This window comes from Acinetobacter sp., assembly GCF_045628685.1.
Classification (GTDB): Bacteria; Pseudomonadota; Gammaproteobacteria; order Pseudomonadales; family Moraxellaceae; genus Acinetobacter.
On sequence record NZ_JAZQPV010000040.1, the window covers coordinates 1 to 23,189 of the forward strand.

At 40.3% G+C, this 23,189-nt stretch carries 21 protein-coding genes and 1 pseudogene; 11 read left to right on the forward strand and 11 right to left on the reverse strand.

All coding sequences use genetic code 11. The annotated features are described in order from the left end of the window. Positions 1-129: pseudogene (locus ACKI4H_RS05150) on the forward strand (IS5/IS1182 family transposase); the annotation flags it as partial. Here the strand turns inward: ACKI4H_RS05150 and ACKI4H_RS05155 are convergent. The 9 genes from ACKI4H_RS05155 to ACKI4H_RS05195 form a co-directional block, all read right to left on the reverse strand. Next, a complete protein-coding gene (locus ACKI4H_RS05155) occupies positions 107-664 on the reverse strand; it encodes a hypothetical protein (protein ID WP_407304265.1) in 558 nt (185 codons plus the stop codon). The pseudogene ACKI4H_RS05150 and the gene ACKI4H_RS05155 overlap by 23 nt on opposite strands. Positions 665-793: 129 nt before the next feature. After that, positions 794-2,077, reverse strand: coding sequence for a phosphoribosylamine--glycine ligase (purD, locus tag ACKI4H_RS05160; protein WP_407304267.1), 1,284 nt, complete (start codon positions 2,075-2,077; stop codon positions 794-796). Positions 2,078-2,208: 131 nt separating this feature from the next. Continuing rightward, the gene (purH, locus tag ACKI4H_RS05165) at positions 2,209-3,783 is read right to left on the reverse strand and encodes a bifunctional phosphoribosylaminoimidazolecarboxamide formyltransferase/IMP cyclohydrolase (RefSeq protein ID WP_407304268.1); all 1,575 of its coding nucleotides are present in this window, start codon (positions 3,781-3,783) and stop codon (positions 2,209-2,211) included. A gap of 94 nt (positions 3,784-3,877) precedes the next feature. Further along, positions 3,878-4,147 carry a DNA-binding transcriptional regulator Fis gene (gene fis / locus ACKI4H_RS05170; protein ID WP_001086304.1) on the reverse strand — a complete coding sequence of 90 codons (270 nt, stop codon included), beginning with the start codon at positions 4,145-4,147 and terminating at the stop codon, positions 3,878-3,880. Positions 4,148-4,532: 385 nt separating this feature from the next. Further along, positions 4,533-5,414 (reverse strand): DUF3426 domain-containing protein, encoded by an 882-nt coding sequence (locus tag ACKI4H_RS05175; protein ID WP_407304270.1) that lies wholly within the window; start codon positions 5,412-5,414, stop codon positions 4,533-4,535. 15 nt (positions 5,415-5,429) lie between these two features. Next, positions 5,430-6,335: a 50S ribosomal protein L11 methyltransferase gene (prmA, locus tag ACKI4H_RS05180; protein ID WP_407304272.1), complete on the reverse strand. Its 906-nt coding sequence runs from the start codon at positions 6,333-6,335 to the stop codon at positions 5,430-5,432. A gap of 134 nt (positions 6,336-6,469) precedes the next feature. Continuing rightward, entirely contained in the window at positions 6,470-7,348 is an 879-nt protein-coding gene (locus ACKI4H_RS05185; protein WP_407304274.1) for a bile acid:sodium symporter family protein, read from the reverse strand. A gap of 285 nt (positions 7,349-7,633) precedes the next feature. Then, entirely contained in the window at positions 7,634-8,524 is an 891-nt protein-coding gene (locus ACKI4H_RS05190; RefSeq protein ID WP_407304276.1) for a bile acid:sodium symporter family protein, read from the reverse strand. Between the two features lie 163 nt (positions 8,525-8,687). Beyond that, the gene (locus ACKI4H_RS05195) at positions 8,688-9,116 is read right to left on the reverse strand and encodes a hypothetical protein (protein WP_407304278.1); all 429 of its coding nucleotides are present in this window, start codon (positions 9,114-9,116) and stop codon (positions 8,688-8,690) included. 255 nt (positions 9,117-9,371) lie between these two features. Here ACKI4H_RS05195 and mnmG point away from each other — a divergent pair, with 255 nt between their 5' ends. The 3 genes from mnmG to ACKI4H_RS05210 all read left to right on the forward strand — a co-directional run bounded on the left by mnmG (position 9,372) and on the right by ACKI4H_RS05210 (position 13,249). Further along, the gene (gene mnmG / locus ACKI4H_RS05200; protein WP_407304280.1) at positions 9,372-11,252 is read left to right on the forward strand and encodes a tRNA uridine-5-carboxymethylaminomethyl(34) synthesis enzyme MnmG; all 1,881 of its coding nucleotides are present in this window, start codon (positions 9,372-9,374) and stop codon (positions 11,250-11,252) included. A 315-nt stretch (positions 11,253-11,567) separates the two neighbouring features. Further along, the gene (mhpT, locus tag ACKI4H_RS05205) at positions 11,568-12,773 is read left to right on the forward strand and encodes a 3-(3-hydroxy-phenyl)propionate transporter MhpT (RefSeq protein ID WP_407304282.1); all 1,206 of its coding nucleotides are present in this window, start codon (positions 11,568-11,570) and stop codon (positions 12,771-12,773) included. Between the two features lie 149 nt (positions 12,774-12,922). Beyond that, positions 12,923-13,249 (forward strand): hypothetical protein, encoded by a 327-nt coding sequence (locus tag ACKI4H_RS05210; protein WP_407304284.1) that lies wholly within the window; start codon positions 12,923-12,925, stop codon positions 13,247-13,249. A gap of 58 nt (positions 13,250-13,307) precedes the next feature. Here ACKI4H_RS05210 and glnG read toward each other — a convergent pair whose 3' ends face one another. Then, positions 13,308-14,789, reverse strand: a complete 1,482-nt coding sequence (glnG, locus tag ACKI4H_RS05215) for a nitrogen regulation protein NR(I) (protein WP_407304286.1) — start codon at positions 14,787-14,789, stop codon at positions 13,308-13,310. Next, on the reverse strand, positions 14,776-15,885 hold the full coding sequence (gene glnL / locus ACKI4H_RS05220; protein ID WP_407304288.1) for a nitrogen regulation protein NR(II): 1,110 nt from the start codon (positions 15,883-15,885) through the stop codon (positions 14,776-14,778). The genes glnG and glnL overlap by 14 nt, the downstream gene beginning before the upstream one ends. 360 nt (positions 15,886-16,245) lie before the next feature. On the opposite strand from glnL, the gene rimO reads away from it, so the two are divergent. The 7 genes from rimO (at position 16,246) to rseP (ending at position 23,151) form a co-directional block, all read left to right on the forward strand. Beyond that, positions 16,246-17,589 (forward strand): 30S ribosomal protein S12 methylthiotransferase RimO, encoded by a 1,344-nt coding sequence (rimO, locus tag ACKI4H_RS05225; RefSeq protein ID WP_407304290.1) that lies wholly within the window; start codon positions 16,246-16,248, stop codon positions 17,587-17,589. Positions 17,590-17,647: 58 nt separating this feature from the next. Beyond that, positions 17,648-18,376 (forward strand): UMP kinase, encoded by a 729-nt coding sequence (pyrH, locus tag ACKI4H_RS05230; RefSeq protein WP_407304292.1) that lies wholly within the window; start codon positions 17,648-17,650, stop codon positions 18,374-18,376. A gap of 77 nt (positions 18,377-18,453) precedes the next feature. Further along, a complete protein-coding gene (gene frr / locus ACKI4H_RS05235; RefSeq protein ID WP_067724542.1) occupies positions 18,454-19,008 on the forward strand; it encodes a ribosome recycling factor in 555 nt (184 codons plus the stop codon). A 6-nt stretch (positions 19,009-19,014) separates the two neighbouring features. Then, complete coding sequence (uppS, locus tag ACKI4H_RS05240) at positions 19,015-19,767, forward strand: polyprenyl diphosphate synthase (protein ID WP_407304294.1); 753 nt, start codon at positions 19,015-19,017, stop codon at positions 19,765-19,767. Positions 19,768-19,770: 3 nt separating this feature from the next. Beyond that, entirely contained in the window at positions 19,771-20,595 is an 825-nt protein-coding gene (locus tag ACKI4H_RS05245; protein ID WP_407304296.1) for a phosphatidate cytidylyltransferase, read from the forward strand. Then, complete coding sequence (gene ispC, locus ACKI4H_RS05250) at positions 20,596-21,792, forward strand: 1-deoxy-D-xylulose-5-phosphate reductoisomerase (protein ID WP_407304298.1); 1,197 nt, start codon at positions 20,596-20,598, stop codon at positions 21,790-21,792. It abuts the gene before it with no gap. A gap of 3 nt (positions 21,793-21,795) precedes the next feature. Beyond that, positions 21,796-23,151: an RIP metalloprotease RseP gene (gene rseP / locus ACKI4H_RS05255; RefSeq protein ID WP_407304300.1), complete on the forward strand. Its 1,356-nt coding sequence runs from the start codon at positions 21,796-21,798 to the stop codon at positions 23,149-23,151. Positions 23,152-23,189: the final 38 nt, after the last annotated feature.

Consider the following 23,189-nt stretch of genomic DNA (forward strand, 5'->3'; position numbering starts at 1 on the left):
CTTGTTGAAAATGCCTTTGCCAGATTAAAGCACTTTCGTGGTATTGCCACTCGTTTTGAAAAGTTAGCTCGTAATTATAAATCCATGTTGTTCTTAGCTTGCTTGTTTATTTGGTGCAAAGCCAAATGAGGACACGCCCTAACATTTTTTTTAATTTTGATTGAAATGTTCCAACATCACCAACTTTGTTTACGATATATCTATCAATTAATGTTCGAATTCCGGAAAGTGCCAATGTAAATAAGCCATTTTCCCATGCTGCTATAACTTCAAAAAATAACAGCATATCTTCTTTAGGTAGATTAAAAGACCATTTTCTATCTTTTAATGAGTCATAGCTAAAATTGGGGTAGCTCATACTCTTATATTTATCTTCATCAGATTTGCCAAAATTGTTGAGATCTTTCTTTAATTTTTTAAACTTTTCATCTGTCTTTTCATTAAATTCTTTCATGAAATAAGAGTCTATGTGAAGTGATGGGGCTTCACATTTTTTACATTGTGTAAATTGATATGCATCTATGCTGATAGACCATGTATTTGTTGCCTTATTAGTAATTTTATCTTTTACAAAACCCTCTATAGGTCTTGGGAATATGTTGAAGTGTAATCTGTCTTGAGGAGTTTCATGTTTACAGTTCCGAAAATTTTTCCAAATTTCCATTTTTATCTTATTAAGTTATTAAATTTGATAATGAATATATAATTAAAATATTTGTAAAGCTATGAAAATATGTCTTATTGAAAAGTATAAAAAACCCGCACTTGGCGGGTTTTTAAAACTTAATAAAAATTAAGCTTGTTCGCGAGCAATTGCACGGTAACCAATATCTTTACGGTATTGAACACCATCAAAAGTCACTTTTTCGCAAAGTTCTAATGCTTTCGCCTGTGCTTCACCAATCGTATTGCCAAGCGCAGTTACACAAAGAACGCGACCACCCGCAGTTACAATCTCGCCATTTTCATTGGCTTTTGTACCTGCATGGAATATTTTGGCGTCGGTCATTTTAGTATCTAAACCTGAAATGACATCGCCATTGCTTGAAGTTTCTGGGTAGCCTTTAGATGCCAGTACGATACCAACCGTCTTACGCTCATCCCATTCAGCTTCAGCAGGCAGGTTGCCAGCAATGCCCGCTTCAACCAGATCAACTAAAGACGATTTTAAACGCATCATGATGGGTTGAGTTTCAGGGTCACCAAAACGGCAGTTGAACTCGATCACTTTAGGCTGACCTTGTTCATCAATCATCAAACCAGCGTATAAGAAACCTGTATATACGTGACCGTCTTTTTTCATACCTTCAACGGTAGGACGCATCACTTCATTCATGGTTTTTTCAAATACGTCAGCCGTCACAACAGGCGCAGGAGAGTAAGCACCCATACCACCAGTGTTCGGACCTTGGTCGCCTTCAAAAATACGTTTATGGTCTTGAGATGTTGCCATTGGTAAGATGTTGTCGCCATCAATCATACAAATGAATGATGCTTCTTCACCTGCAAGGAATTCTTCGATTACAACACGAGAACCGGCATCACCAAATTTGTTGCCTGCAAGCATGTCATCAATCGCATCAAATGCTTCTTGATTGGTCATGGCAACGATGACGCCTTTACCCGCGGCAAGGCCATCAGCCTTGATCACGATTGGTGCGCCATTTTTTTCAACAAATGCTTTGGCTGCATCTACTTCTGTAAACACATCATAAAATGCAGTTGGGATGTTATGACGCTTTAAGAAGTGCTTGGCAAAAGCTTTAGAGCCTTCAAGCTGTGCTGCAAATTGCGTTGGACCCCAAATTTTAAGACCTGCTGCGCGACCTGCATCTACCACCCCATTCACAAGTGGTGCTTCAGGACCAACGATCACTAAATCAACCGCATTGTTTTTAGCAAATTCGATAATCGCGGCATTGTCCAAAATGTTGAGTGCAACATTTTCACATTTCGCTTCAGTCGCAGTGCCTGCATTACCCGGTGCTACAAATACTTTTGCAACTTTTTCATCTTGTGCGATTTTCCATGCAAGAGCATGTTCACGACCACCATTACCCAAAACTAAAATATTCATCGGTTCATACTCCATGAATCGAAATAACATAAAGTCCTCAACCCAAAGGGGACGAGGACTCCATGAAAGATTTAAGAATCTATTTTATGTAGCACGTATGACTGTAAATAAGTCATGATCAATTCACCAACTTAGTGACGGAAGTGACGCATGCCCGTGAATACCATGGCAATACCTGCTTCATCAGCAGCAGCAATGGTTTCTTCATCACGCATAGAACCACCCGGCTGGATAATGCATTTAATCCCTGCTTGAGCAGCGTTATCAATACCATCACGGAATGGGAAGAATGCATCAGATGCCATAACTGCACCTTCAACAACTAAACCAGCATGTTCAGCTTTGATTGCAGCAATACGAGCAGAGTTAATACGGCTCATTTGACCTGCACCGACACCAATCGTTTGACGGTTCTTCGCGTAAACAATCGCATTTGATTTCACATATTTCGCGACTTTCCAAGCGAAGATCATGTCATCAATTTCTTGTTCAGTTGGGGCACGTTTGGTCACAACTTTTAAGTCATCTTTAGTAATCATGCCTAAATCTTGGTCTTGAACCAATAAACCACCATTTACGCGTTTGTAGTCAAGCTGAGATTGACGCGCATCGATTGCTGGAAGTTCACCGCAAACTAAAACACGTACGTTTTTCTTCGCGCCTGTTACTTCAAGAACGCCTTCAGCAATGCTTGGTGCAATGATCACTTCAACGAATTGACGGTCCACAATAGCTTGAGCAGTTGCAACGTCTAATTCACGGTTAAATGCAATAATGCCGCCAAATGCAGATTCAGGATCTGTTGCATAAGCGAGATCGTAAGCTGCTTTAATACCGTCTAAAGAAACAGCAACACCACATGGGTTCGCATGTTTCACAATCACACATGCAGGTTTCGCGAAAGATTTAACACATTCAAGCGCGGCATCTGTATCTGCAATGTTGTTATAAGAGAGTTCTTTACCTTGTAACTGTTTCGCAGTTGAAACAGAAGCTTCAGTCGCAGTACTTTCTACATAGAATGCAGCAGCCTGATGTGGGTTTTCACCGTAACGTAAATCTTGTGCCTTGTTCAATTGTGTATTGAAGGTACGTGGGAATTTATCTGCTTGACCTTCCTCGACACCTACGCGAGCGCCAAGGTAAGAAGCAATCATGCCATCATATTGCGCAGTATGTTCAAACGCTTTAACAGCCAAGTCGAAACGAGTTTCATAAGATAACGCACCATTTGCTTTTATTTCAGCAATCACAGTATCGTAATCAGCAGCATTGACGACAATACCGACAGATGCGTGGTTTTTCGCAGCAGCACGAACCATCGTTGGACCACCGATGTCGATGTTTTCAATCGCATCAGCCAATGAGCAGTTCGGTTTAGCAACGGTTGCCGCAAATGGATAAAGGTTAACAACAACTAAATCGATCGCATCGATGTTGTGTTCTAGCATTACCGCTTCGTCCAGACCACGACGGGCCAAGATGCCCCCATGAATTTTTGGATGTAGCGTTTTTACACGGCCATCCATCATTTCCGGGAACCCAGTGTGCTCTGAAACTTCCATTACAGCGATATTGTTGTCTTTAAGCAACTTATATGTACCGCCAGTAGATAAAATTTCCACCCCAAGAGCTACAAGGTTTTTAGCAAATTCAACGATCCCTGATTTATCAGATACAGAGATTAAAGCGCGTTTAATAGTCATGATTTTCGTCAACAATATTAAAGGTCTAGATTAAAACAGCAGGCAAAATATAAGATAAAAAAAATGCCCACGGTAACCGTGAGCATTTTATCATTTATTCACTCATTAAACCGTGAGCTTTCAACTTTTTACGTAAAGTACCACGGTTGAGTCCGAGAATCTCGGCAGCGCGTGTCTGATTCCCACGCGTATATTCTAGAACTACAGATAGAAGAGGTTTCTCCATTTCTGCCAGCACCATGTCATATACCTGAGAAGGTTGCTCGCCTTGCAATTGTGCAAAATAATGGCGAACTGCGCGATCTACGTGAATACGAAGAGCGACATCAGATTGTGCAGTAAAAATAGGAGATTTGCTATTCATGCGAATTAATCCGAAAAATCAAATATCACTTGGGTAAAGGGATATATAAAAGTGGTCTAAAATTTAAATTCCGTTTTAGGTCCTAAAACGGAAGTTCTAAAACTTGTACATTTAGCTTGCCACAACTCGACGTTTTTGATCGAAAATTAAGCGTAACAATAGATTAATATTTGTTACAGACCAAAATCAAAACAAAAAAATATACTCAATACGCATTATCAGGATAAAGCGCATATAAGCTAAACTATAATTGTTGTGAAAATAGTGAGGAGTTTGCAGCACAAAGCTTTCGTGGCGCGTATGATAGCATTGTCTAAGAAAAAGTGAGCAAGAAAACTGCATTTTTTTTACATTTTTTTGTGTTTTTTAATAGTTTTTTTCAATATCAAGGACGAATTATTTCTAAACTGTAAGTATCAAAGCTTTTACGTTCTACAGGAAGGCGAAACTTAAATTTGAAAGGACTATTTTGTGGAATGCGTTTTATTCCTGTAAGACTGTCAATCAAATATTCAGAAGGCTGGAAAGAATAAGAAGAAATAATTTCTCCATTCGCTTTTAAATTTACCTTGAGGATCGGCAGGGCCAAACTTTTAGAATGATAGTTAATGAGCTCACCGGTAAATTGAGTCTCTTTCCTGGAAATTTGTTTTATTTTAACCTTATTGGTCGATATGAGATGGTAATTGTCTTCTATAAGCGAACAATGAAATGCCTGACATGCAGTATTAAATAAAGCGCTAAAGATCGGACTATTGTTTAGAATTTTCGGGTTAAACCAGAAAAATTGAAAAATAAGTAAGCTCATCAAGCCTAAATTGACAGTACCCCATAAAACATAACTCAAGGTACTTCTTTGTTTCTTCTCTTGTTCTGATTTTTCCGACCAATTCAAAGCCGGGTAGGTTCCAATCGGGTCTGTGCTGAAATAATTTAAATTGTTGAGATAGGTCTTTAAGTCAATATTTGAATTTTCTACTTTACGATCAAAAATATCTAATAAATGTTGTTGTGGGTGCTGATCTGCCATAAAGGTCTCAGCGGTCATCTCGCTGGGTTGAGAATTTTTGTTGGCAAGATTTGAATGGGAAGTTGATGTAGATGTAGTAGAAGTAGATTGCTCTTTTTCTACTACAAGATGTGTTAACGCATTAAAATTGGTCGAACATTTCGCGCAACAAACCATGCCACGAGCAACTGTCAGTTGAGCCACGGAGACTTTATACTTGGTAGAACAGTTAGGACAATAGGTTTGTTTTTCGCTCATAGTCTATTCAAAATTTTAATGGGTATTTTGGCGTTTTCCCGAAATTCGACACCAATGTTCTTCGCGTTTTTCGACTTGGAGTATATCAAAAAATTCAGAATAAACACTAGAAACATCAGCAACTTGCTCTTCTAATATGCCGGCAAGTGCGAACTCTCCCTCAGATTTAACTAAAGTTGCGAATTCAGGCGCAAGTGCCATTAGCGGACCCGCAAGAATGTTTGCGACAAAGACATCTGCTTTTTGCGCTTTAAACTCTTCATTGAACTCATTAGGCAAACCAACAAATAAGTTGCCTAATACCCCATTCAATTCTGCATTTTGTTGAGTCGCAAGAACAGCTTGAGGGTCAATATCTGTGGCATATACTTTTTTGGCACCTAATAACAGTGCGGCTACGCCTAAAATGCCTGAACCACAACCATAATCGATTACGATTTTATCTTTAACATCGGTTTGGCCGAGCCATTGTAAGCACAAGAAAGTACTTGCATGGTTACCTGTACCAAAGGCTAGACCTGGATCAAGTTTAATGTTTACAGCATCTGCATCTGGCGCTTCCATCCATTCTGGAACAATCCAGAATTTTTCACCAATCTGGATCGGTTCATACGCATCCATCCATGTACGTTCCCATTCTTGGTCTTCAAGAAATTCATAACGTAAGGGTACTTCAGGCATTTGTGCGCTAATAAATGTTGTTAAAGCATCAACATCGATTTCTTCGCCTTCTTCTTGGGCGTAGATGCCGGTCACAATGACTTTATTCCAAAGTGGAGTTTCACCTGGAAGTGGTTCAAGTAAGTCCTGATTTTCCGCATCATCTAAGGTTACGCTAACAGCGCCTAATGAATTGAGGAGGGTTTCAGTAAAATCGACTTGAGCCTGATCAACAGTAATATGAATTTGTAACCACTTCACGAAAATAACCTAAATTTGTGTTTTTAAAAATAGCATTGTAACGGAACTCTGGCTTAAACGACTATATATTGATAAAAACTATCCTGAAAATAAAAGGACGTATATGAACCATCCTTTTATTTAGATCCAGTGAGTTAAGTCACTGCGGCATGTTGTGGTTGAGGTGCAAATTTATTAAGTAGCATGCCAAATACGGCGGCAAAAACATACATGAAAATTGAATATACCGCAGCTGGTATGGCAATGGTGGAACTTGCCATGACAGTAAGCGCAATGGTCATGGCAAGGGTGCTGTTATGAATGCCAATTTCAAAAGCACAAGCACGTGCTTGAGCACTATTAATGCCCAGCAAGCGCGGAACAAAATAACCAATCATTAAGCTAAACAAGCAGAATAAGACAGTCGCCAAGCCCACTTGCGCCAAATATTCCAAAATCTGATGGCGTTCTTTTGCGACTGCACCAATAATAATCAGGATCAGAAAGCTCACCGCAAAAATACGTAAGGGTTTGTTCAGTTTTGCAGTAAAGTTCGGTGCATAGCGTCGAATCACCATACCCATACCCACAGGAATGATAATGATGGCAAACACTTGTAATATTTTACTGAACTGCAAGCTAATTTGTTGTCCATCATTCATAAAGTATTGAATGGAAAAATTAACTATAAAAGGCAGGGTAAAAGCGGCCATGACTGAATTAATCGCAGTTAAAGTAATGTTTAGCGCAATATCCCCTTTAAAGAGATAGCTAAACAAGTTGGCTGTGCTTCCTCCGGGTGAGGCTGCAAGTAGCATCAGGCCAACAGCAAGCAGAGGAGGTAGGTCTAAAACCTTGCAAATGATAAAGGCGAGGCTAACTAAAACCACCAATTGGCAAAACAGCGCAATGAAAACCACCTTGGGTTGCTGGGTTACGCGAGCAAAATCTTTGAGCGTAAGCTCTAGCCCTAAACCGATCATGATGATGGCAAGTGCTAAAGGTAATAAAATGGTGATGATTCCTGAATCCATTCAAAATTTCCTTTTAAAATTAGTTATTTTTTGATGTGGATGAAGTTTTGTTATGCTGATTTATATAACTTGAATACTGCTAAGTGTATAGCGGATAAATAAAGAATATGGAACAGCAAAAATTAACCATTGATGAATACATGGTAATAACGCTAACCGTCTTTAAACTTTTTTGCTTGGAATTAATACAATTGAGCGGTGGAATCAATATTTTACTTAGATATGATTCCTATTACTGCCTAGGTCTATTAAAAACCGCTCGTGTGTCTACGAATTCGGTATTTTTTAATCATTAATTACGGTTGAATTTTCTTCTTTAAGTAGTTCTGGACGTCTTGTTAAAATATAACCAAATATAAAAGCAAAAATATACATAAAAATAGAATAGATTCCTGCAGGTAGGGCAATGGTCGTATTCGATAACACAGACAGTGCAATCGTCATGGCAACTGAGGTGTTATGAATGCCTATCTCAAAGGTGCATGCACGTGCTTGTCTATCAGAAACTCCCGCCAGATTCGGTACCAGATACCCAACCAATAAACTGATTAAACAAAAAAGTGCAGTTGCAAGTCCAATATCGGCAAAATATTCAACCATGTTAAATCTTTCTCTATACATGGCATAAAAGAAAATCAAGAATAAAACCAGCACGGAAAATAAGCGCATGGGTCTATTCAGTCTTAATGCAATGTTAGGTGAGATTGAACGAATAAACATTCCCAAGCAAACCGGAATAAAAACAATTAAAAATACCTGAGTGATTTTTTCAGTTGGCATGCCAATTTTGGGATAATCGCCTAAAAAATAATGAATCGACAGATTGACGATAAAAGGTAAGGTAAAAGTACAAATCAAGGAGTTAATCGTGGTAAGGGTGAGATTAAGTGCCACATCCCCCTTAAAAAGAGAGCTGATTAAATTTGCAGTCGGTCCACCTGGCGAAGCCGCAAGTAGCATCAAACCCACAGCTAAAAGAGGTGGCAGTTTTAGCAAGATACAGATAAAAAAAGCAATCAAAACCAGAATAATCAGCTGTGCAAATAAAGCTAAAAAAATAACTTTAGGATGGCGTTGTACCCGAAGAAAATCTTTAACCGTAAGTTCTAGCCCTAATCCAGTCATCATGATAGCCAGCACTATGGGTAAAAAAAAAGTAAATAGTCCCGAATCCATGGAATATCCTTTTTATGTTTTTATCCTTAATAGGCTTTGAGTTTAAACAGGTTTTTTAAATTAGCAATATATAAAACGGGTAAAAGTAATCCTTTTACCCGTTAATAATTTTAATGAAATTAGTGTTTTATGTCCATTATTGAGATGGAAGTTTGAGTTGGTTTTACATTTGTGGTTGAGTAGACATTTTTTGTTGAGTAGGCATTTGCTGTTGCATGCTTGGCTGATTCTGCATTTGCGATACAGGAGGATGTGGCGGAGTAAAGCCTAATGCACACTTACCGCTCATTTGCGTACCGTTAATGGTGGCGGTAGCTGTACCACTTGTGCTTGTGCAGGCGGTATAAAGTTCTGGCTCGTCACCTATGATAGAACTAGAATTACCGGCAGGGAAGAAACGTGGTTCACAGGTGCCATTAAAGAGAACCCCGCGTGTACTGTAACTGACTTGAGCACCTTGGGTTTTGCCTTTACAAACCTGTTGGTACTTTTGAGCATTATAACTGGTCGCAATTTTATCATTTGCGATAGCAGCAAATGGAGCAACACATAGAACACCTAAGACAGTGGAGAGCAAAATATTCTTATTCATCTTTTATACCTTTGTTTGTAATGTAGCCAATCTATAGATTAAAAAATAGCTAAAATAAAACAACACCAATCAGGTAAACTTTTCAAACTAAATGTTTATTTCTATAGTAACTCTGCAAAGGATGATTACATTTCAATGTTTTTGTGAGTGAATAAAGAATCATGAGGGGATTCTGAAAAACACCTGATTTTATCCACTTATCTTTCTCAGTTTTGATATAATACTCCGTCATTCTTTTTTATCTCTCAAACCATTATGCATTATCCTAAAGTTTACGATGTCATTGTTATCGGTGGCGGTCACGCAGGTACCGAAGCAGCACTTGCTGCAGCGCGTATGGGTCGCCAGACTTTGCTCTTAACTCATAACATTGAGACTTTAGGGCAGATGAGCTGTAATCCTGCCATCGGTGGTATTGGTAAATCACACTTAGTTCGTGAAATTGATGCTTTAGGCGGTGCCATGGCACTTGCTGCCGATAAAGGCGGTATTCAATTCCGTATTTTAAATTCACGTAAAGGTGCAGCAGTACGTGCAACACGAGCACAGGCTGACCGTATTCGCTATAAAGCTGCGATTCGTGAAACTCTAGAAAATCAGGCAAACTTAGATATTTTCCAGCAAGCGGCTGATGACCTGATTGTTGAAGGTGATACCGTTAAAGGTGTCGTGACTCAAATGGGTGTTCGCTTTGATGCGAAAACGGTGGTATTGACGACGGGAACATTCTTGGGCGGTGTCATCCATGTCGGACTTGAAAAATCAAGCGGTGGTCGTGCAGGTGATCCACCTTCCATTTCACTAGCTGCGCGGTTACGTGAATTAAACTTACCTGTCGGTCGTTTAAAAACAGGCACACCGCCACGTATTGATGCACGTTCAGTTGATTTCTCTGTGATGACGCCGCAGCCAGGTGATTTTCCATCTCCGACCATGTCATTTATGGGGGATGCTTCAATGCATCCAGAACAAGTAAACTGCTATATCACGCATACTAACGAACGTACTCATGAAATTATTCGTGGTGGACTCGACCGCTCACCTATGTACACGGGTAAAATTGAAGGTGTAGGTCCACGTTATTGTCCATCAATTGAAGATAAAATTCATAAATTTGCAGATAAAAATTCTCACCAGGTATTCCTGGAGCCAGAAGGTCTGGATACGCATGAGCTTTATCCAAATGGTATTTCAACTTCTTTACCATTTGACGTGCAGTTTGAATTGGTACGTTCAATCCGGGGTATGGAAAACGCACACATCTTGCGTCCGGGGTATGCCATTGAATATGATTATTTCAATCCACAAGCTTTGAAATTCTCGCTTGAAACCAAAGCCATTAATAATTTGTATTTTGCAGGACAAATTAACGGTACTACGGGTTATGAAGAAGCCGGTGCACAAGGTTTACTTGCTGGCTTAAATGCAGCACGCCGTGCCTGGGATCAAGAACAATGGACACCTAAACGTGATGAAGCGTATATGGGTGTTCTTGTAGATGACTTGATTACGCTCGGTACAAAAGAACCGTACCGTATGTTTACCTCACGTGCCGAATATCGTTTGATGCTTCGTGAAGATAATGCGGATCAACGTTTAACTGCAATCGGTCGTGAAATGGGCTTGGTTGATGATACGCGTTGGGCTGCTTACTGCGAAAAAATGGAAGCAGTAGAAAAAGAAACTGGTCGTCTGCAGCATTTATGGGCTGCACCAAACAATCCAATGGGTAAAAAATTCGTTGAGATGACAGGTGCAGATTTAAGTAAAGAATGTAGTGCGATTGATTTACTTAAACGCCCGAATATCAGTTTTGCTCAGATTGGAGAATTAACCAATTCTGAAGTGACTCCATTTGTGGGTGAGCAAATTGAAATTGCAGTGAAATATGCTGGTTATATCAGCCGTCAGCATGAAGATGTTGCTCAGATGAAACGTCTGGAAGAAACACGTATTCCTGCAGATTTTGATTATGATATCGTTTCCGGTCTGTCTCGTGAAATCACATTGAAACTAAAAGACATACGTCCTGAAACTTTGGCACAAGCCAATCGTATTCCGGGTGTTACACCTGCTGCAGTACAGTTGGTCATGATTACGATTCGTAAGAATGCACAAGCTAAAAAATCGGCTTAATATTTGAAAGTTATTAAAAAATCCCGCTTTATGCGGGCTTTTTTATCACCTAATTTCATGAATAAATTTTGACTATAGTTTGATCATAAATAACTACCGTAAATATAAGTCTTTGAAAACATGTGTTAATAAACAAAACTAAGATTTAAAAAGTCTATTTGTTTAATCTTTTAGGTCTAATTTGATTGGCTTTTATCATTTTTATGCCATTAAATCCGACTATTGTCGTGGTATTTCAATCAATCGATTGGGCAGAGAATAGTGAGATGAATCGTTATGTAAAAACGATTCGTATACTATTGATGGAGATCAATCATGGCACAAACACACACAAGGAAACTACAAAAAATCTTAACGATATTTTTGTGTTTTTGGGTCGCATTTTTTGAAGGTTTCGATCTTCAAGCACCGGGTATAGCAGCGAAAGGAATTGCCGCGACATTTGGTTTAGATCAGGTTCAGATGGGGTATATCTTTAGTTTGGGTGTATTTGGAATGCTGTTTGGGGCATTCTTTGGGGGGCGTATTGCTGACTATTTGGGACAAAAGAAAGTCCTGATGTTATCTATTGGTATTTTTGGCATATTTTTTAGTTTAAGTGCAATCGCACCAAGTTTAGAAATCCTTTATATTGCGCGATTCTTTACAGGACTGGGCCTAGGTGCAGCCATGCCGACCATGATTTCAGTGGTAGGTGATGAAGCGACGGAAGCCAATCGCGGCAAGTTAAATAGCCTAATGTATTGCGGTTTGCCCGTTGGCGCAATTTTTGTTGCCGGTCTTGCGATTTTATTGCCTGAAATCCAATGGCAAACCTTGTTCCTGATTGGGGGTTTAACGCCGTTAGCACTTATTCCATTTATGGCGTTTATTCTTAAAGATAAGCCAAAACCTGTAGCTGCAGTGCAAGTGTCGACAGAAGATGTACCTGGCATGGCACAAGTATTGTTTAAAAACCAGCAATATAAAAATACCTTGCCACTTTGGGTGGGTTTCTTCTTTACCCTGATGATCAATTATATTTTGATTAGCTGGTTGCCAAACTTGTTAATGGAACAAGGTCTGCAAAAACAACAAGCATTCATGGTGATGTTGGTATTCCAAGTGGGCGCGGTGATTGGGACTTTAGCTTTGGGGTATTTGCTTGACCGCTTAAAACTTTGGCAGATGGCAGTGATTATTTATATTGGTTTATTTGTCGCCTTGAGTCTATTATTCACCACCACTTCTATTCCAATGTTGGTTCTGGCGGGTGTGATGGGCGGAATTTTCTCCACAGGTGGTCAATCAATTCTTTACGGTATTTCGCCAATCTTCTATTCGGGTACAGGTAAAGTGACCGGTGTGGGCAGTGCAATTTCTCTGGGAAGGTTGGGTGCTATGACTGGACCCTTGCTGACAGGGAAAATCTTGGCACTCGGTTTAGGAACCACTGGTATTTTAATGGCAAGTTTGCCGGCAGTGGTAATTTCTGCTGTGGCGGTAACGGTGCTATCGCGTTATAAATCTGCACATAAATAAAATACCGATCTTAAAAATATAATCATTAAAACATGAGTTAAAAAAGGGAATCGAAAGGTTCCTTTTTTTATTACAAATCTTGATTGAAAAAATAAAGTTCTCTAAATAATTTGCTAAAATGCGTGTATAGCAAACAGACTTATTTATATATGGCTTATAAAATCATCCCATTATCTATTCAAGCAACGGACAATATTCAGTGTCCACATTGTCAACAAAATATTATTAATTGGGCTGAAGAGCAGTATGTGCAGCCCTGTGAGCATACCTTGTTTATTGCCATGGATATCGGTTTTGAATATATGACCGATGAATTTGAGCAAACCATGCCACGTTCTGTGGATGACCTGCATGCGCATGATGATCAGGTGAATATGTTTGCAGAGTTGACTCAATCTACTTATCCAGACTATCTGATTTTTAAATCTGACTTGGGTATAGAGGGATATTCTCGTTATGTCGGTTTCACTGCATAGATAGGGTCTAATAAAAAAGCTCCCGAAGGAGCTTTATTCTTATGGAGATAAAAAAGATTTAGCTTTCAATTACTTCCTCTTCAACATCATCATCCGCCGTGTCCATACCCAATTCTTTAAGCTTGCGAGTCAGCGTATTACGGCCCCAACCGAGCAATTCAGCGGCATGACGTTTACGGCCACGGGTTTGCTGTAAAGCAGCAGTAATTAAAGTGCGCTCGAACATGGGTGTGGCAATGTCCAGAATCTTCATTTCACCATTTTTAAGCTTTTGAATGGCCCATTGTGCTAATAATTCATCCCAATGATGTAGTGAAACACGATCAAAATTATTGTGTGGTTGCGCTTCATCACCAGAGTGTTGAATTGGAATTTGTTTCAATTCAGATGGTAAGTCCTCAGGATAAACTTCACGTCCAGTAATCATCACCGTTAACCAGCGACAGGTGTTTTCTAGCTGACGGACGTTGCCTTGCCAAGGGAGTTTTTGCATGTATTCTTGGGTTTCGGGGCGCAATATTTTAGGATTCACTCCTAATTCTTTGCCTGCACGTGCCAAGAAATGCTGCGCCAACATCGGAATGTCTTCACTGCGATGGGCCAGTTTTGGAATATGAATACGGATCACGTTCAAACGATGATATAAATCTTCACGGAAGCGACCATCATGAACCAGTTTTTCCAAGTCTTGATGCGTTGCTGCCACAATGCGTACATCGACTTTGACCGGGATGTGTCCACCCACACGATAGAATTCACCATCGGCCAAAACACGCAATAAACGTGTTTGTGTTTCAAAGGGCATGTCCCCAATTTCATCTAAGAATAGCGTACCGCCATTGGCCTGTTCAAAACGACCTTGGCGCTGCGAGTTTGCACCGGTAAATGCACCTTTCTCGTGACCGAAAAGTTCAGTTTCAATCAGGTCTTTTGGAATAGCTGCCATATTTAAGGCAATAAAAGGCTTGCTGCTACGAGGTGAGTGGCGATGCAGGGCATGTGCAACCAGTTCCTTGCCCGTACCAGATTCCCCATTAATCAGTACAGTGATATGCGACTGTGACAAACGGCCAATCGCACGGAAAACTTCCTGCATGGCAGGTGATTCACCAATAATTTCAGTCGTTTGAATAGGTGGAGCTGTTTTAGCCGATTCTTGTTGTTGCAACTTAGCAATGTGCAAAATTGCGCGATTGACCAATGCTAATGCTTCATCAATATCAAAGGGTTTTGGCAAATATTCAAAAGCACCGGTTTGATAGCTTGATACCGCAGATTCCAAATCTGAATGTGCTGTCATAATAATGACGGGTAGGTCAGGGTGACTGGTTTTGACTTTGCCCAAGAAGGTCAGACCATCAATTCCTGGCATGCGAATATCGGTCAAAATCACATCAGGGGCATCTATACTCAGTTGATCAAGTGCCGATTGTGCTTCTTCAAAACTGGTAACGTCAAAACCTTCTTCTTTAAATGTTTTTTCGAGTACCCAGCGCATGGCGCGATCATCATCAATTACCCATATTTTATTTCGCGACATGGTTAAACTCCCAAGGTAAATATAAGCTAAAAACTGTTTTTCCTGGAACTGACTGGCATTCAATCATTCCACTATGTTGGTGCATGATATTCTGTGCAATGCTCAAACCGAGCCCTGTGCCTTTAGCACGTCCTGTGACCAGCGGGTAAAACACCGATTCTAAAATTTCTTCCGGTACACCCGGGCCATTGTCTTCAATATCAATACGAACAGCAGAGCGCTTTAAAACACCATTAATGGTGACTAGACGCTGAATGCGTGTTCGCAAAATAAGTTCAGGTTGATGGTCGACAAAGAATTCTTTATTTTCCATCATGGCTTGGACTGCATTTACACTAATGTTGAGCATGACCTGAATCAGTTGATCGCGGTCTGCCATGACATCGGGTAAAGACAAATCATAGTCACGGGTGATCTTGATTTTCTTTTTAGTTTGATTAGTAATCAGTGAACGGACCCGTTCGAGTGGCTCATGTACATTAACCAACTCATAACTTGGTAACTGACGAGACCCGAGCATGGTGTCTGCCAGATTACGCAAGCGATCGACTTCACTAATAATAATATCGGTGAATTCTGAATATTGAGGATCATTTAAACTGCGCGCCAATAATTGGGTGGCACCACGAATACCGCCTAAAGGGTTTTTAATTTCGTGTGCCACACCACGAATCAATTGCCGTGCAACCTGATGTTGCTGAATCAGGTTTTCTTCTTTAGAGATTTTTAACATCCGGTCAATCGGATTTAATTCTATCAGTAGCAGCGGGTGATATGGTTTTTGAGCGTTTATTTGTGAAACCGTATAATCCACATGCATGTCTTTAAAGTTTACACTAATGGTTGCTTCACGGCGGGTATAAGGTTGTCCTGTGGTGAAGGTATTTAATAATGCTTCTTGGGTGTTGAATTCATCATTCGGCATATGCAGTAAATTTAATACAGGTTGACCTGAAGCACGCAGCAAACTAATGTCAAATAAAGATTCACAAGAAGAATTTAAATAAAAAATATTCAGCTGATTATCGACCAGTAAAATAGCGGTGGTTAAGTTATCCACTAAAAGGCGATAGTCGATCCCGGCGGGTTGATCCATTAGTGAAAGCATCCTGTATTAAAATAGCGCAATGATATCTGTACTTCTTGTCATTTCTCCCTGTTATGGGACATTCAACGAGTTAAACGTTGTCGAAATAAAGCAAAATGCACGCCAACTTTGAGCATATGTGTAAATAAAAATTCTGATGCTACAAAAGTGTACTTTTTGTGATTGGCGTACAGAATTTATCTTGCATAATAAAGTAATTAAAAATATTAGTGAACCAAAATGGTGCACATAAAATATTTAGTAAGAAATTGGACGTATTTTGGTGCGTTATGCAAAGAGTCGGCTTTCTACCTATTTTTATGATCGGAAAAGACATACAATACGCGCATTATAGTGGAGTGCAGATTCATGAAATCCCCCAAAGTCGGTTTTGTTTCTTTAGGTTGTCCTAAGGCATTGGTAGATTCCGAACGAATTTTAACTCAGTTGAAGACTGAAGGTTATGATGTAGCATCAGATTATGATGGTGCTGATTTGGTTGTTGTTAATACTTGTGGTTTTATTGAATCTGCAGTACAAGAATCGTTAGATGCCATTGGTGAAGCTATGAGCTCAAATGGTCGTGTCATTGTGACCGGCTGTCTGGGTAAAGATGAAGATAAAATTCGTAAAATGCACCCGAATGTCCTTAAAGTGACCGGTGCCGCGGCATATCAAGAAGTGATGGAGGCCGTACATCAGTACGTACCTGAACCACCAAAACATAACCCTTATATTGACCTTGTTCCTGAACAAGGGATTCGTCTGACCCCTAAACATTATGCTTATTTGAAAATATCGGAAGGCTGCAACCATCGTTGTACCTTCTGTATTATTCCAAGCATGCGTGGTGATCTGGTTTCTCGTCCAGTCGGTTCGGTGCTTGACGAAGCTGCAGCGTTGAAACGTGCAGGCGTAAAAGAAGTTCTGGTCATTTCTCAAGATACCTCTGCTTATGGTTTAGACACTAAATACAAACTCGATTTCTGGAACGGTCAGCCGGTTAAAACCAAATTCTTCGACATGTGTGAAGCATTAGGTCAACTTGGTATTTGGATACGTTTACATTACGTTTATCCATATCCACATGTCGATGCTGTAATTGACTTGATGGCGCAAGGTAAAATCTTGCCATATCTAGACATTCCTTTTCAACATGCCAGTCCGCGCATCTTAAAATTGATGAAACGACCAGCACATAGTGAAAATACACTTGAACGCCTTAAACTTTGGCGCGAAAAATGTCCAGATTTGGTGATTCGTTCAACCTTTGTTGTGGGTTTTCCGGGTGAAACTGAAGAAGATTTCCAAGTTCTGCTTGAGTGGCTCAAAGAAGCACAGCTTGATCGGGTAGGCTGCTTTACCTATTCACCTGTAGAAGGTGCGACAGCGAATGATTTGCCAGATCATGTGCCTGAAGAAATCAAACAAGACCGTTACGAACGTTTCATGCAAGTACAGCAAGAAATTTCTGCAGCTAAGCTACAAAAACGTATTGGTCAAACCATGACGGTACTGGTAGATGATCTGGAAGAGGAATTCCCGGTGGCTGTGGCGCGTTCTTATGCAGATGCACCTGAAATTGATGGTAATGTCTTTGTCGAAGATATTGATAAGAGTCAAGTTAAAGCAGGCGATTTGCTGGAAGTCGAAATTACCGATGCAGATGAATATGATTTATATGCAAAGTTAATTCGAATTAAAGCAGCTTGATTTGTCATTAAAGTATACGAATAAAATTTTAGATATTGGAAGATTCGGAGATTTCCTGATGTTGGATTCAAAAAACCCCCGGTATGAACGCATTTTGCTTAAACTTTCTGGTGAAGCACTTGCTGGAAATAAAGACATGGGTATCGATGCAACTGTACTCGATCAAATGTCTTTAGCTATTGCTCACTTGGTTGGGTTGGGTGTACAAGTCGGTATTGTAGTCGGTGGTGGTAACTTGTACCGCGGTAGCCAGTTGCAAAAAGATGGTTTGGTTGGCCGTGTAACAGGTGACCAGATGGGTATGCTTGCAACGGTAATGAACGGTTTAGCATTGCGCGATGCTTTGGTGCGTCGCAATATCAAAACCCGTTTAATGTCAGCTTTACCTATTGGTGCAGTGGTGGAAGCCTATTCAAGCCGTGATGCAATCCGTCATTTAACTCAAGGCGAAGTGTGTGTATTCGTTGCGGGGACAGGTAATCCATTCTTTACCACAGATACAGCAGCTTGCTTGCGTGGTATTGAAATTGAAGCCAACTTGATCTTGAAAGCCACTAAAGTTGACGGCGTATATAATAAAGATCCAAGCAAATATGATGATGCTGTGAAGTACGAAGCTCTTACCTTTGATCAAGTGCTTGATGAAAAATTAGGTGTCATGGATTTAACGGCAATCTGTTTATGCCGTGATCACAATGTGCCACTTCAAGTATTCGACATGAACAAGGCAGGTTCATTGTTATCGGTCGTGATGGGTGAAAAAGAAGGGACTCACGTTACCAATTAATGACGTGAGCCTGAAAGCTCTTTATACTACACGCTATTTAGTAATTACATCTCTTAGAATTAAGTAAGGAAGATCATATGATTAACGATCTTAAAAAAGACAGTGAAGATCGCATGAACAAGACTTTAGAGTCTTTAGAACATGGTTTCGCTAAAGTTCGTACTGGCCGCGCGCATCCATCTATCTTGAATGGTGTGATGGTTCCTTACTATGGCTCTGATGTGCCTTTAAACCAGGTAGCAAACGTGGGTCTTGAAGATTCGCGTACGCTTGTTGTTCAGCCATTTGAACGTACTATGGTGTCAGCAATTGATAAGGCCATTCGTGAAGCAGGTTTGGGTTTAAACCCGATTACTGCTGATGCTATTCGCGTGCCGATGCCTGCACTGACTGAAGAAACACGCCGTGATATGCAGAAAGTTGCACGTACTGAAGCTGAAAATGCCAAGGTTGCGATCCGTAACATTCGTCGTGATGTATTGGGCGACATCAAAGCATTGTTGAAAGAAAAAGAAATTTCTGAAGATGATGACCGTCGTGCATCAGATGATATCCAGAAAATCACCGATAAATTCGTTGCTGAAGTGGACAAACGTCTTGCTGCGAAAGAAGCTGAATTGATGAAGGTCTAAGATTTAATGACCGTATCAGAAGACAGTTTAACTCTTCCAAAACATGTTGCCATCATTATGGATGGCAACAATCGTTTTGCAAAAAAAATGCAAATGCAAAAGGGTGCTGGACACCGTGAAGGGAAAAATGTCCTGGATCCGATTGTTGAGCACTGTAGAAAAAATAAAATTCAAGCATTAACCGTTTTTGCATTCTCCAGCGAAAACTGGAATCGTCCCCAATTTGAGGTTGATTTACTCATGGCATTGTTGGAAGAAACAATCCAGGAGCAACTGCCTCGAATGGAGAAATTTAATATTGGCTTACGTTTTATTGGTGATCGTTCTCGTTTATCTCCGCATTTACGTGAGTTAATGTTGCAAGCTGAACAAAGGACTGCTAAGTTCGACAGCATGACTTTAACCATCGCGATTAGTTATGGTGGTATGTGGGATATGGCACAGGCTGCGAAACAAATTGCAGCCGATGTTCTGGCAAAAAAAGTCGCAATTGATGATGTAAATGTTGAGTTGTTTGGGCAACATGTCAGTATGGCGGATTTACCCGCGGTGGATTTGCTGATTCGCACGGGTGGTGATTATCGTTTGTCGAATTTTTTACTTTGGCAAGCCGCTTATGCTGAGCTGTATTTTACCCCCACCTTATGGCCTGAATTTACCGTTGAAGAATTCGATGATGCGTTGGCAGTCTTTGCTGGCCGTGAGCGTCGTTTTGGTAAAACTTCAGAGCAAATCCAACAAGAGAAAATCGAGAATTAATAAATGTTAGAGCGGATTATAACCGCATTGGTATTGGTGGCAGTCGTACTCAGTTGTATGTTTGCTACACAGTCTCAGTATCCAATGTTTGTGCTGATGATTGTTGCCGCGGGGGTCGCAGGGTATGAGTGGTTTAAACTTATGCCAAGAAAAAATAAAAATCTGTTGAAGCCATTGGCTTGGGGGTATGGATTAGCGACAGCAGCATTGGCAACTTTGGCATTATATTTTAATGATATCGCTCTATTACTCTGGGCAGCATCCATTTTTACTTGGATTTTAAGCATCTTTTGGGTTAAATCATATCCAGGTTATGATGGGTGGTATAATCAAAGCTTAAATGTGATTGGCTTTATTCTTATTTCTGCTGCGGTTACCGCAATTTTCTCGGTTTGGAATAGTTCACCATGGTGGCTCATGTACCTGTTTTTACTGGTATGGGGTGCAGATACCGGAGCTTATTTTGTCGGACGTAAGTTGGGTAAGAAAAAACTTGCACCCGATGTCAGTCCCAATAAGTCGGTTGAAGGTTTATACGGTGGTATCGTTACTGCAATGATTATTGTGGTAGCGGTAGAAGTGCTTTATCTAGATTTAACTTTAGCTCAGCATATTCTGTTTCTAATTTTATCTGTAGTCACAGTATTCAGTTCTGTATTAGGTGATTTGTTCGAGTCTATGATCAAGCGTCGTGCAGGAATTAAAGATTCAGGTCGTATCCTGCCAGGACATGGTGGAGTACTGGACCGTATTGATTCATTGCTTGCAGCTGCTCCAATTTTTGCTGCAGGCATATATGTGTTAAAACTTATTGGTGTAGATTTATAGATGTCACAATCTGTTTGTATATTAGGTGTAACGGGTTCGATTGGTCAAAGTACCTTAAGAATTCTGCAACAACATCCTGAAAAATATTCTGTATTCGCAGTCACGGCACATAGTCGAATTGTGGAGCTTGTTGAAATATGCAAACAGTATCGACCGAAAATTGCAGTTGTTCCCTCCAGTAAAGTTGATGAACTAAAACAACATTTTCAAAATCAAAATATTAATACTATTGAAATTCTGAGCGATGAAGCAGGTTTAGTTGCTGTTGCTGAACACGTTGATGTCGATGTGGTGATGGCAGCAATTGTTGGGGCGGCAGGTTTGTTGCCCACATTGGCTGCGGTTAAAGCCGGTAAACGTGTCCTGCTTGCCAATAAAGAAGCACTGGTGATGTCGGGTGAGCTGATGATGCAAGCTGCACATGATTATCATGCAGAGTTGCTTCCAGTGGACTCTGAACATAATGCTATTTTCCAATGTTTGCCTCAAAATTACTTTCAGACTGAACGAAATGGCCAACCGAAGCAGGGTGTGTCGCGTATTTTACTCACTGCCTCTGGCGGTCCATTTTTAAACCATAGTCTTGAACAATTACAAAGTGTGACACCTGCCCAAGCATGCAAGCATCCAAATTGGTCTATGGGGCAAAAAATCTCTGTAGATTCTGCCACCCTCATGAATAAAGGCTTGGAATTAATTGAAGCCTGTCATCTTTTTGCAATTTCAGAACATTTTGTAACAGTTGTGGTTCATCCGCAGAGTATTATTCACTCTATGGTTCAATACGTGGATGGTTCGACTTTGGCGCAAATGGGCAATCCGGATATGTGTACCCCAATTGCACATGCGCTTGCATGGCCTGAGCGTATTCAAACTCATGTGCCTGCACTTGACCTGTTTATGAACCCACACTTGGATTTTCAAGAACCTGATACCACACGCTTCCCCGCATTGAAACTGGCGCGACAAGCGATGCAAAGTGGTGGTTTGGCACCTGCAATTTTAAATGCTGCCAATGAGATTGCTGTTGCTGCATTCTTAAAAAATAGCATTGGCTTTACTGACATTCCTCAAGTGGTTGAGCAGACTTTGAATCAGGTTGAAAGTGGGACTGCGGAATCGATCGATTTTATTTTACAAGCTGACAGGGCGGCCCGTTCTGTGGCACAGCAAATTGTCATCAGTAAAGGAAACTAAATCATGAGTGCCTTGTTTATTATTGTGGCAGCCATTCTTTTACTTGGACCGCTTATTGCGATTCATGAGTTTGGGCATTATATTGTTGCGCGTAAACTTGGTGTGAAAGTTTTAGTTTATTCGATTGGTTTTGGACCAACTTTGCTAAAATGGACATCTAAAAAGTCTGGCATTCAATATCAGCTTTCTGCATTGCCGTTAGGGGGCTATGTAAAAATGTTGGATGAGCGCGAAGCTAAGGTCGCGGAAGAAGACTTACCTAGAGCATTTAATCGCCAGCATCCCTGGAAGCGAATTGCGATTGTTGCTGCAGGCCCATTGATTAATTTAGTTTTTGCTGTAGTGTTATTCTGGATTTTATTTATCCCCTCACAAGAACAACTGAATACACGGGTTGGCAAAGTGTTACCCGATACGCCTGCTGCAACGGTGCAAATGCAAGTGGGTGACAAAATTACCACAGTAGATGGTACTGAAACCCCTACTTGGGAAAAACTGAATTTTGCTTTGGTTGACCGTGTTGGTGAAACAGGTTCAATCGAAATTCAGGCAGATCGTGATGGACAGGTTAAAACCTTTCAGTTACCCATCCAAGATTTCTTAAAAAATCAAAATCAATCTGCTTTAGATAGTTTAGGCTTTATGCCATATCGTCCACATATTCCAGCCATTGCCGCTAAACTTAATGAAGATGGCGCAGCAATACGCCAAGGGATGAAAGAAGGCGATAAAATTATTGCGATTGATGGGGTGAAAATGAATGATTGGTTCGATGTTGTTCAAGTCGTTCAGGCTTCACCAGAAAAATTGTTAAAAATAGATATCTTGCGTCAAAATCAGTTGATACATTTAGAAGTGATGCCACAAGCTAAACGTGACAGTATGGGGAATGTTTCAGGTGTGCTTGGTATACAGAATATCCCCGGGAAAATAAACATTCCTGCAGATTATAAACAACTAATTCAATATAGTCCGACTGAAGCATTTGTGATGGCGGTTGATAAAACGGGTCAAATTTCAGGTATGATTTTGAACTCGATCGTCAAAATGTTTCGTGGTTTAATTGGTCTGGATAATTTATCCGGTCCAATCACCATTGCCAAAGTGGCAGGACAAAGTGCGGAAATGGGTTGGCAGACCTTTATCTCTTTTATGGCTTTAATGAGCGTAAGTTTAGGTATTTTAAATTTATTACCGATTCCTATGCTGGATGGTGGACATCTAGTTTACTATTTTATTGAGCTGATTCGTGGTAAACCTGTTTCTGAACAAATACAATTGGTTGGTTTGAAAATTGGTATGGTACTGCTCGGTAGCATGATGCTCCTTGCATTATTCAATGACTTCATGCGTTTATAACAACGTAAATACGAAATAAATTAACATCGGAAAAGACT

Excerpts from the sequence above, each read along its gene's own strand:
- ACKI4H_RS05155 (WP_407304265.1), bottom strand. The coding sequence starts at position 664 with ATGGAAATTTGGAAAAATTTTCGGAACTGTAAACATGAAACTCCTCAA.
- purD (WP_407304267.1), bottom strand. The coding sequence starts at position 2,077 with ATGAATATTTTAGTTTTGGGTAATGGTGGTCGTGAACATGCTCTTGCA.
- purH (WP_407304268.1), bottom strand. The coding sequence starts at position 3,783 with ATGACTATTAAACGCGCTTTAATCTCTGTATCTGATAAATCAGGGATC.
- fis (WP_001086304.1), bottom strand. The coding sequence starts at position 4,147 with ATGAATAGCAAATCTCCTATTTTTACTGCACAATCTGATGTCGCTCTT.
- ACKI4H_RS05175 (WP_407304270.1), bottom strand. The coding sequence starts at position 5,414 with ATGAGCGAAAAACAAACCTATTGTCCTAACTGTTCTACCAAGTATAAA.
- ACKI4H_RS05185 (WP_407304274.1), bottom strand. The coding sequence starts at position 7,348 with ATGGATTCAGGAATCATCACCATTTTATTACCTTTAGCACTTGCCATC.
- ACKI4H_RS05190 (WP_407304276.1), bottom strand. The coding sequence starts at position 8,524 with ATGGATTCGGGACTATTTACTTTTTTTTTACCCATAGTGCTGGCTATC.
- ACKI4H_RS05195 (WP_407304278.1), bottom strand. The coding sequence starts at position 9,116 with ATGAATAAGAATATTTTGCTCTCCACTGTCTTAGGTGTTCTATGTGTT.
- mnmG (WP_407304280.1), top strand. The coding sequence starts at position 9,372 with ATGCATTATCCTAAAGTTTACGATGTCATTGTTATCGGTGGCGGTCAC.
- mhpT (WP_407304282.1), top strand. The coding sequence starts at position 11,568 with ATGGCACAAACACACACAAGGAAACTACAAAAAATCTTAACGATATTT.
- ACKI4H_RS05210 (WP_407304284.1), top strand. The coding sequence starts at position 12,923 with ATGGCTTATAAAATCATCCCATTATCTATTCAAGCAACGGACAATATT.
- glnG (WP_407304286.1), bottom strand. The coding sequence starts at position 14,789 with ATGTCGCGAAATAAAATATGGGTAATTGATGATGATCGCGCCATGCGC.
- glnL (WP_407304288.1), bottom strand. The coding sequence starts at position 15,885 with ATGGATCAACCCGCCGGGATCGACTATCGCCTTTTAGTGGATAACTTA.
- rimO (WP_407304290.1), top strand. The coding sequence starts at position 16,246 with ATGAAATCCCCCAAAGTCGGTTTTGTTTCTTTAGGTTGTCCTAAGGCA.
- pyrH (WP_407304292.1), top strand. The coding sequence starts at position 17,648 with ATGTTGGATTCAAAAAACCCCCGGTATGAACGCATTTTGCTTAAACTT.
- frr (WP_067724542.1), top strand. The coding sequence starts at position 18,454 with ATGATTAACGATCTTAAAAAAGACAGTGAAGATCGCATGAACAAGACT.
- uppS (WP_407304294.1), top strand. The coding sequence starts at position 19,015 with ATGACCGTATCAGAAGACAGTTTAACTCTTCCAAAACATGTTGCCATC.
- ACKI4H_RS05245 (WP_407304296.1), top strand. The coding sequence starts at position 19,771 with ATGTTAGAGCGGATTATAACCGCATTGGTATTGGTGGCAGTCGTACTC.
- ispC (WP_407304298.1), top strand. The coding sequence starts at position 20,596 with ATGTCACAATCTGTTTGTATATTAGGTGTAACGGGTTCGATTGGTCAA.
- rseP (WP_407304300.1), top strand. The coding sequence starts at position 21,796 with ATGAGTGCCTTGTTTATTATTGTGGCAGCCATTCTTTTACTTGGACCG.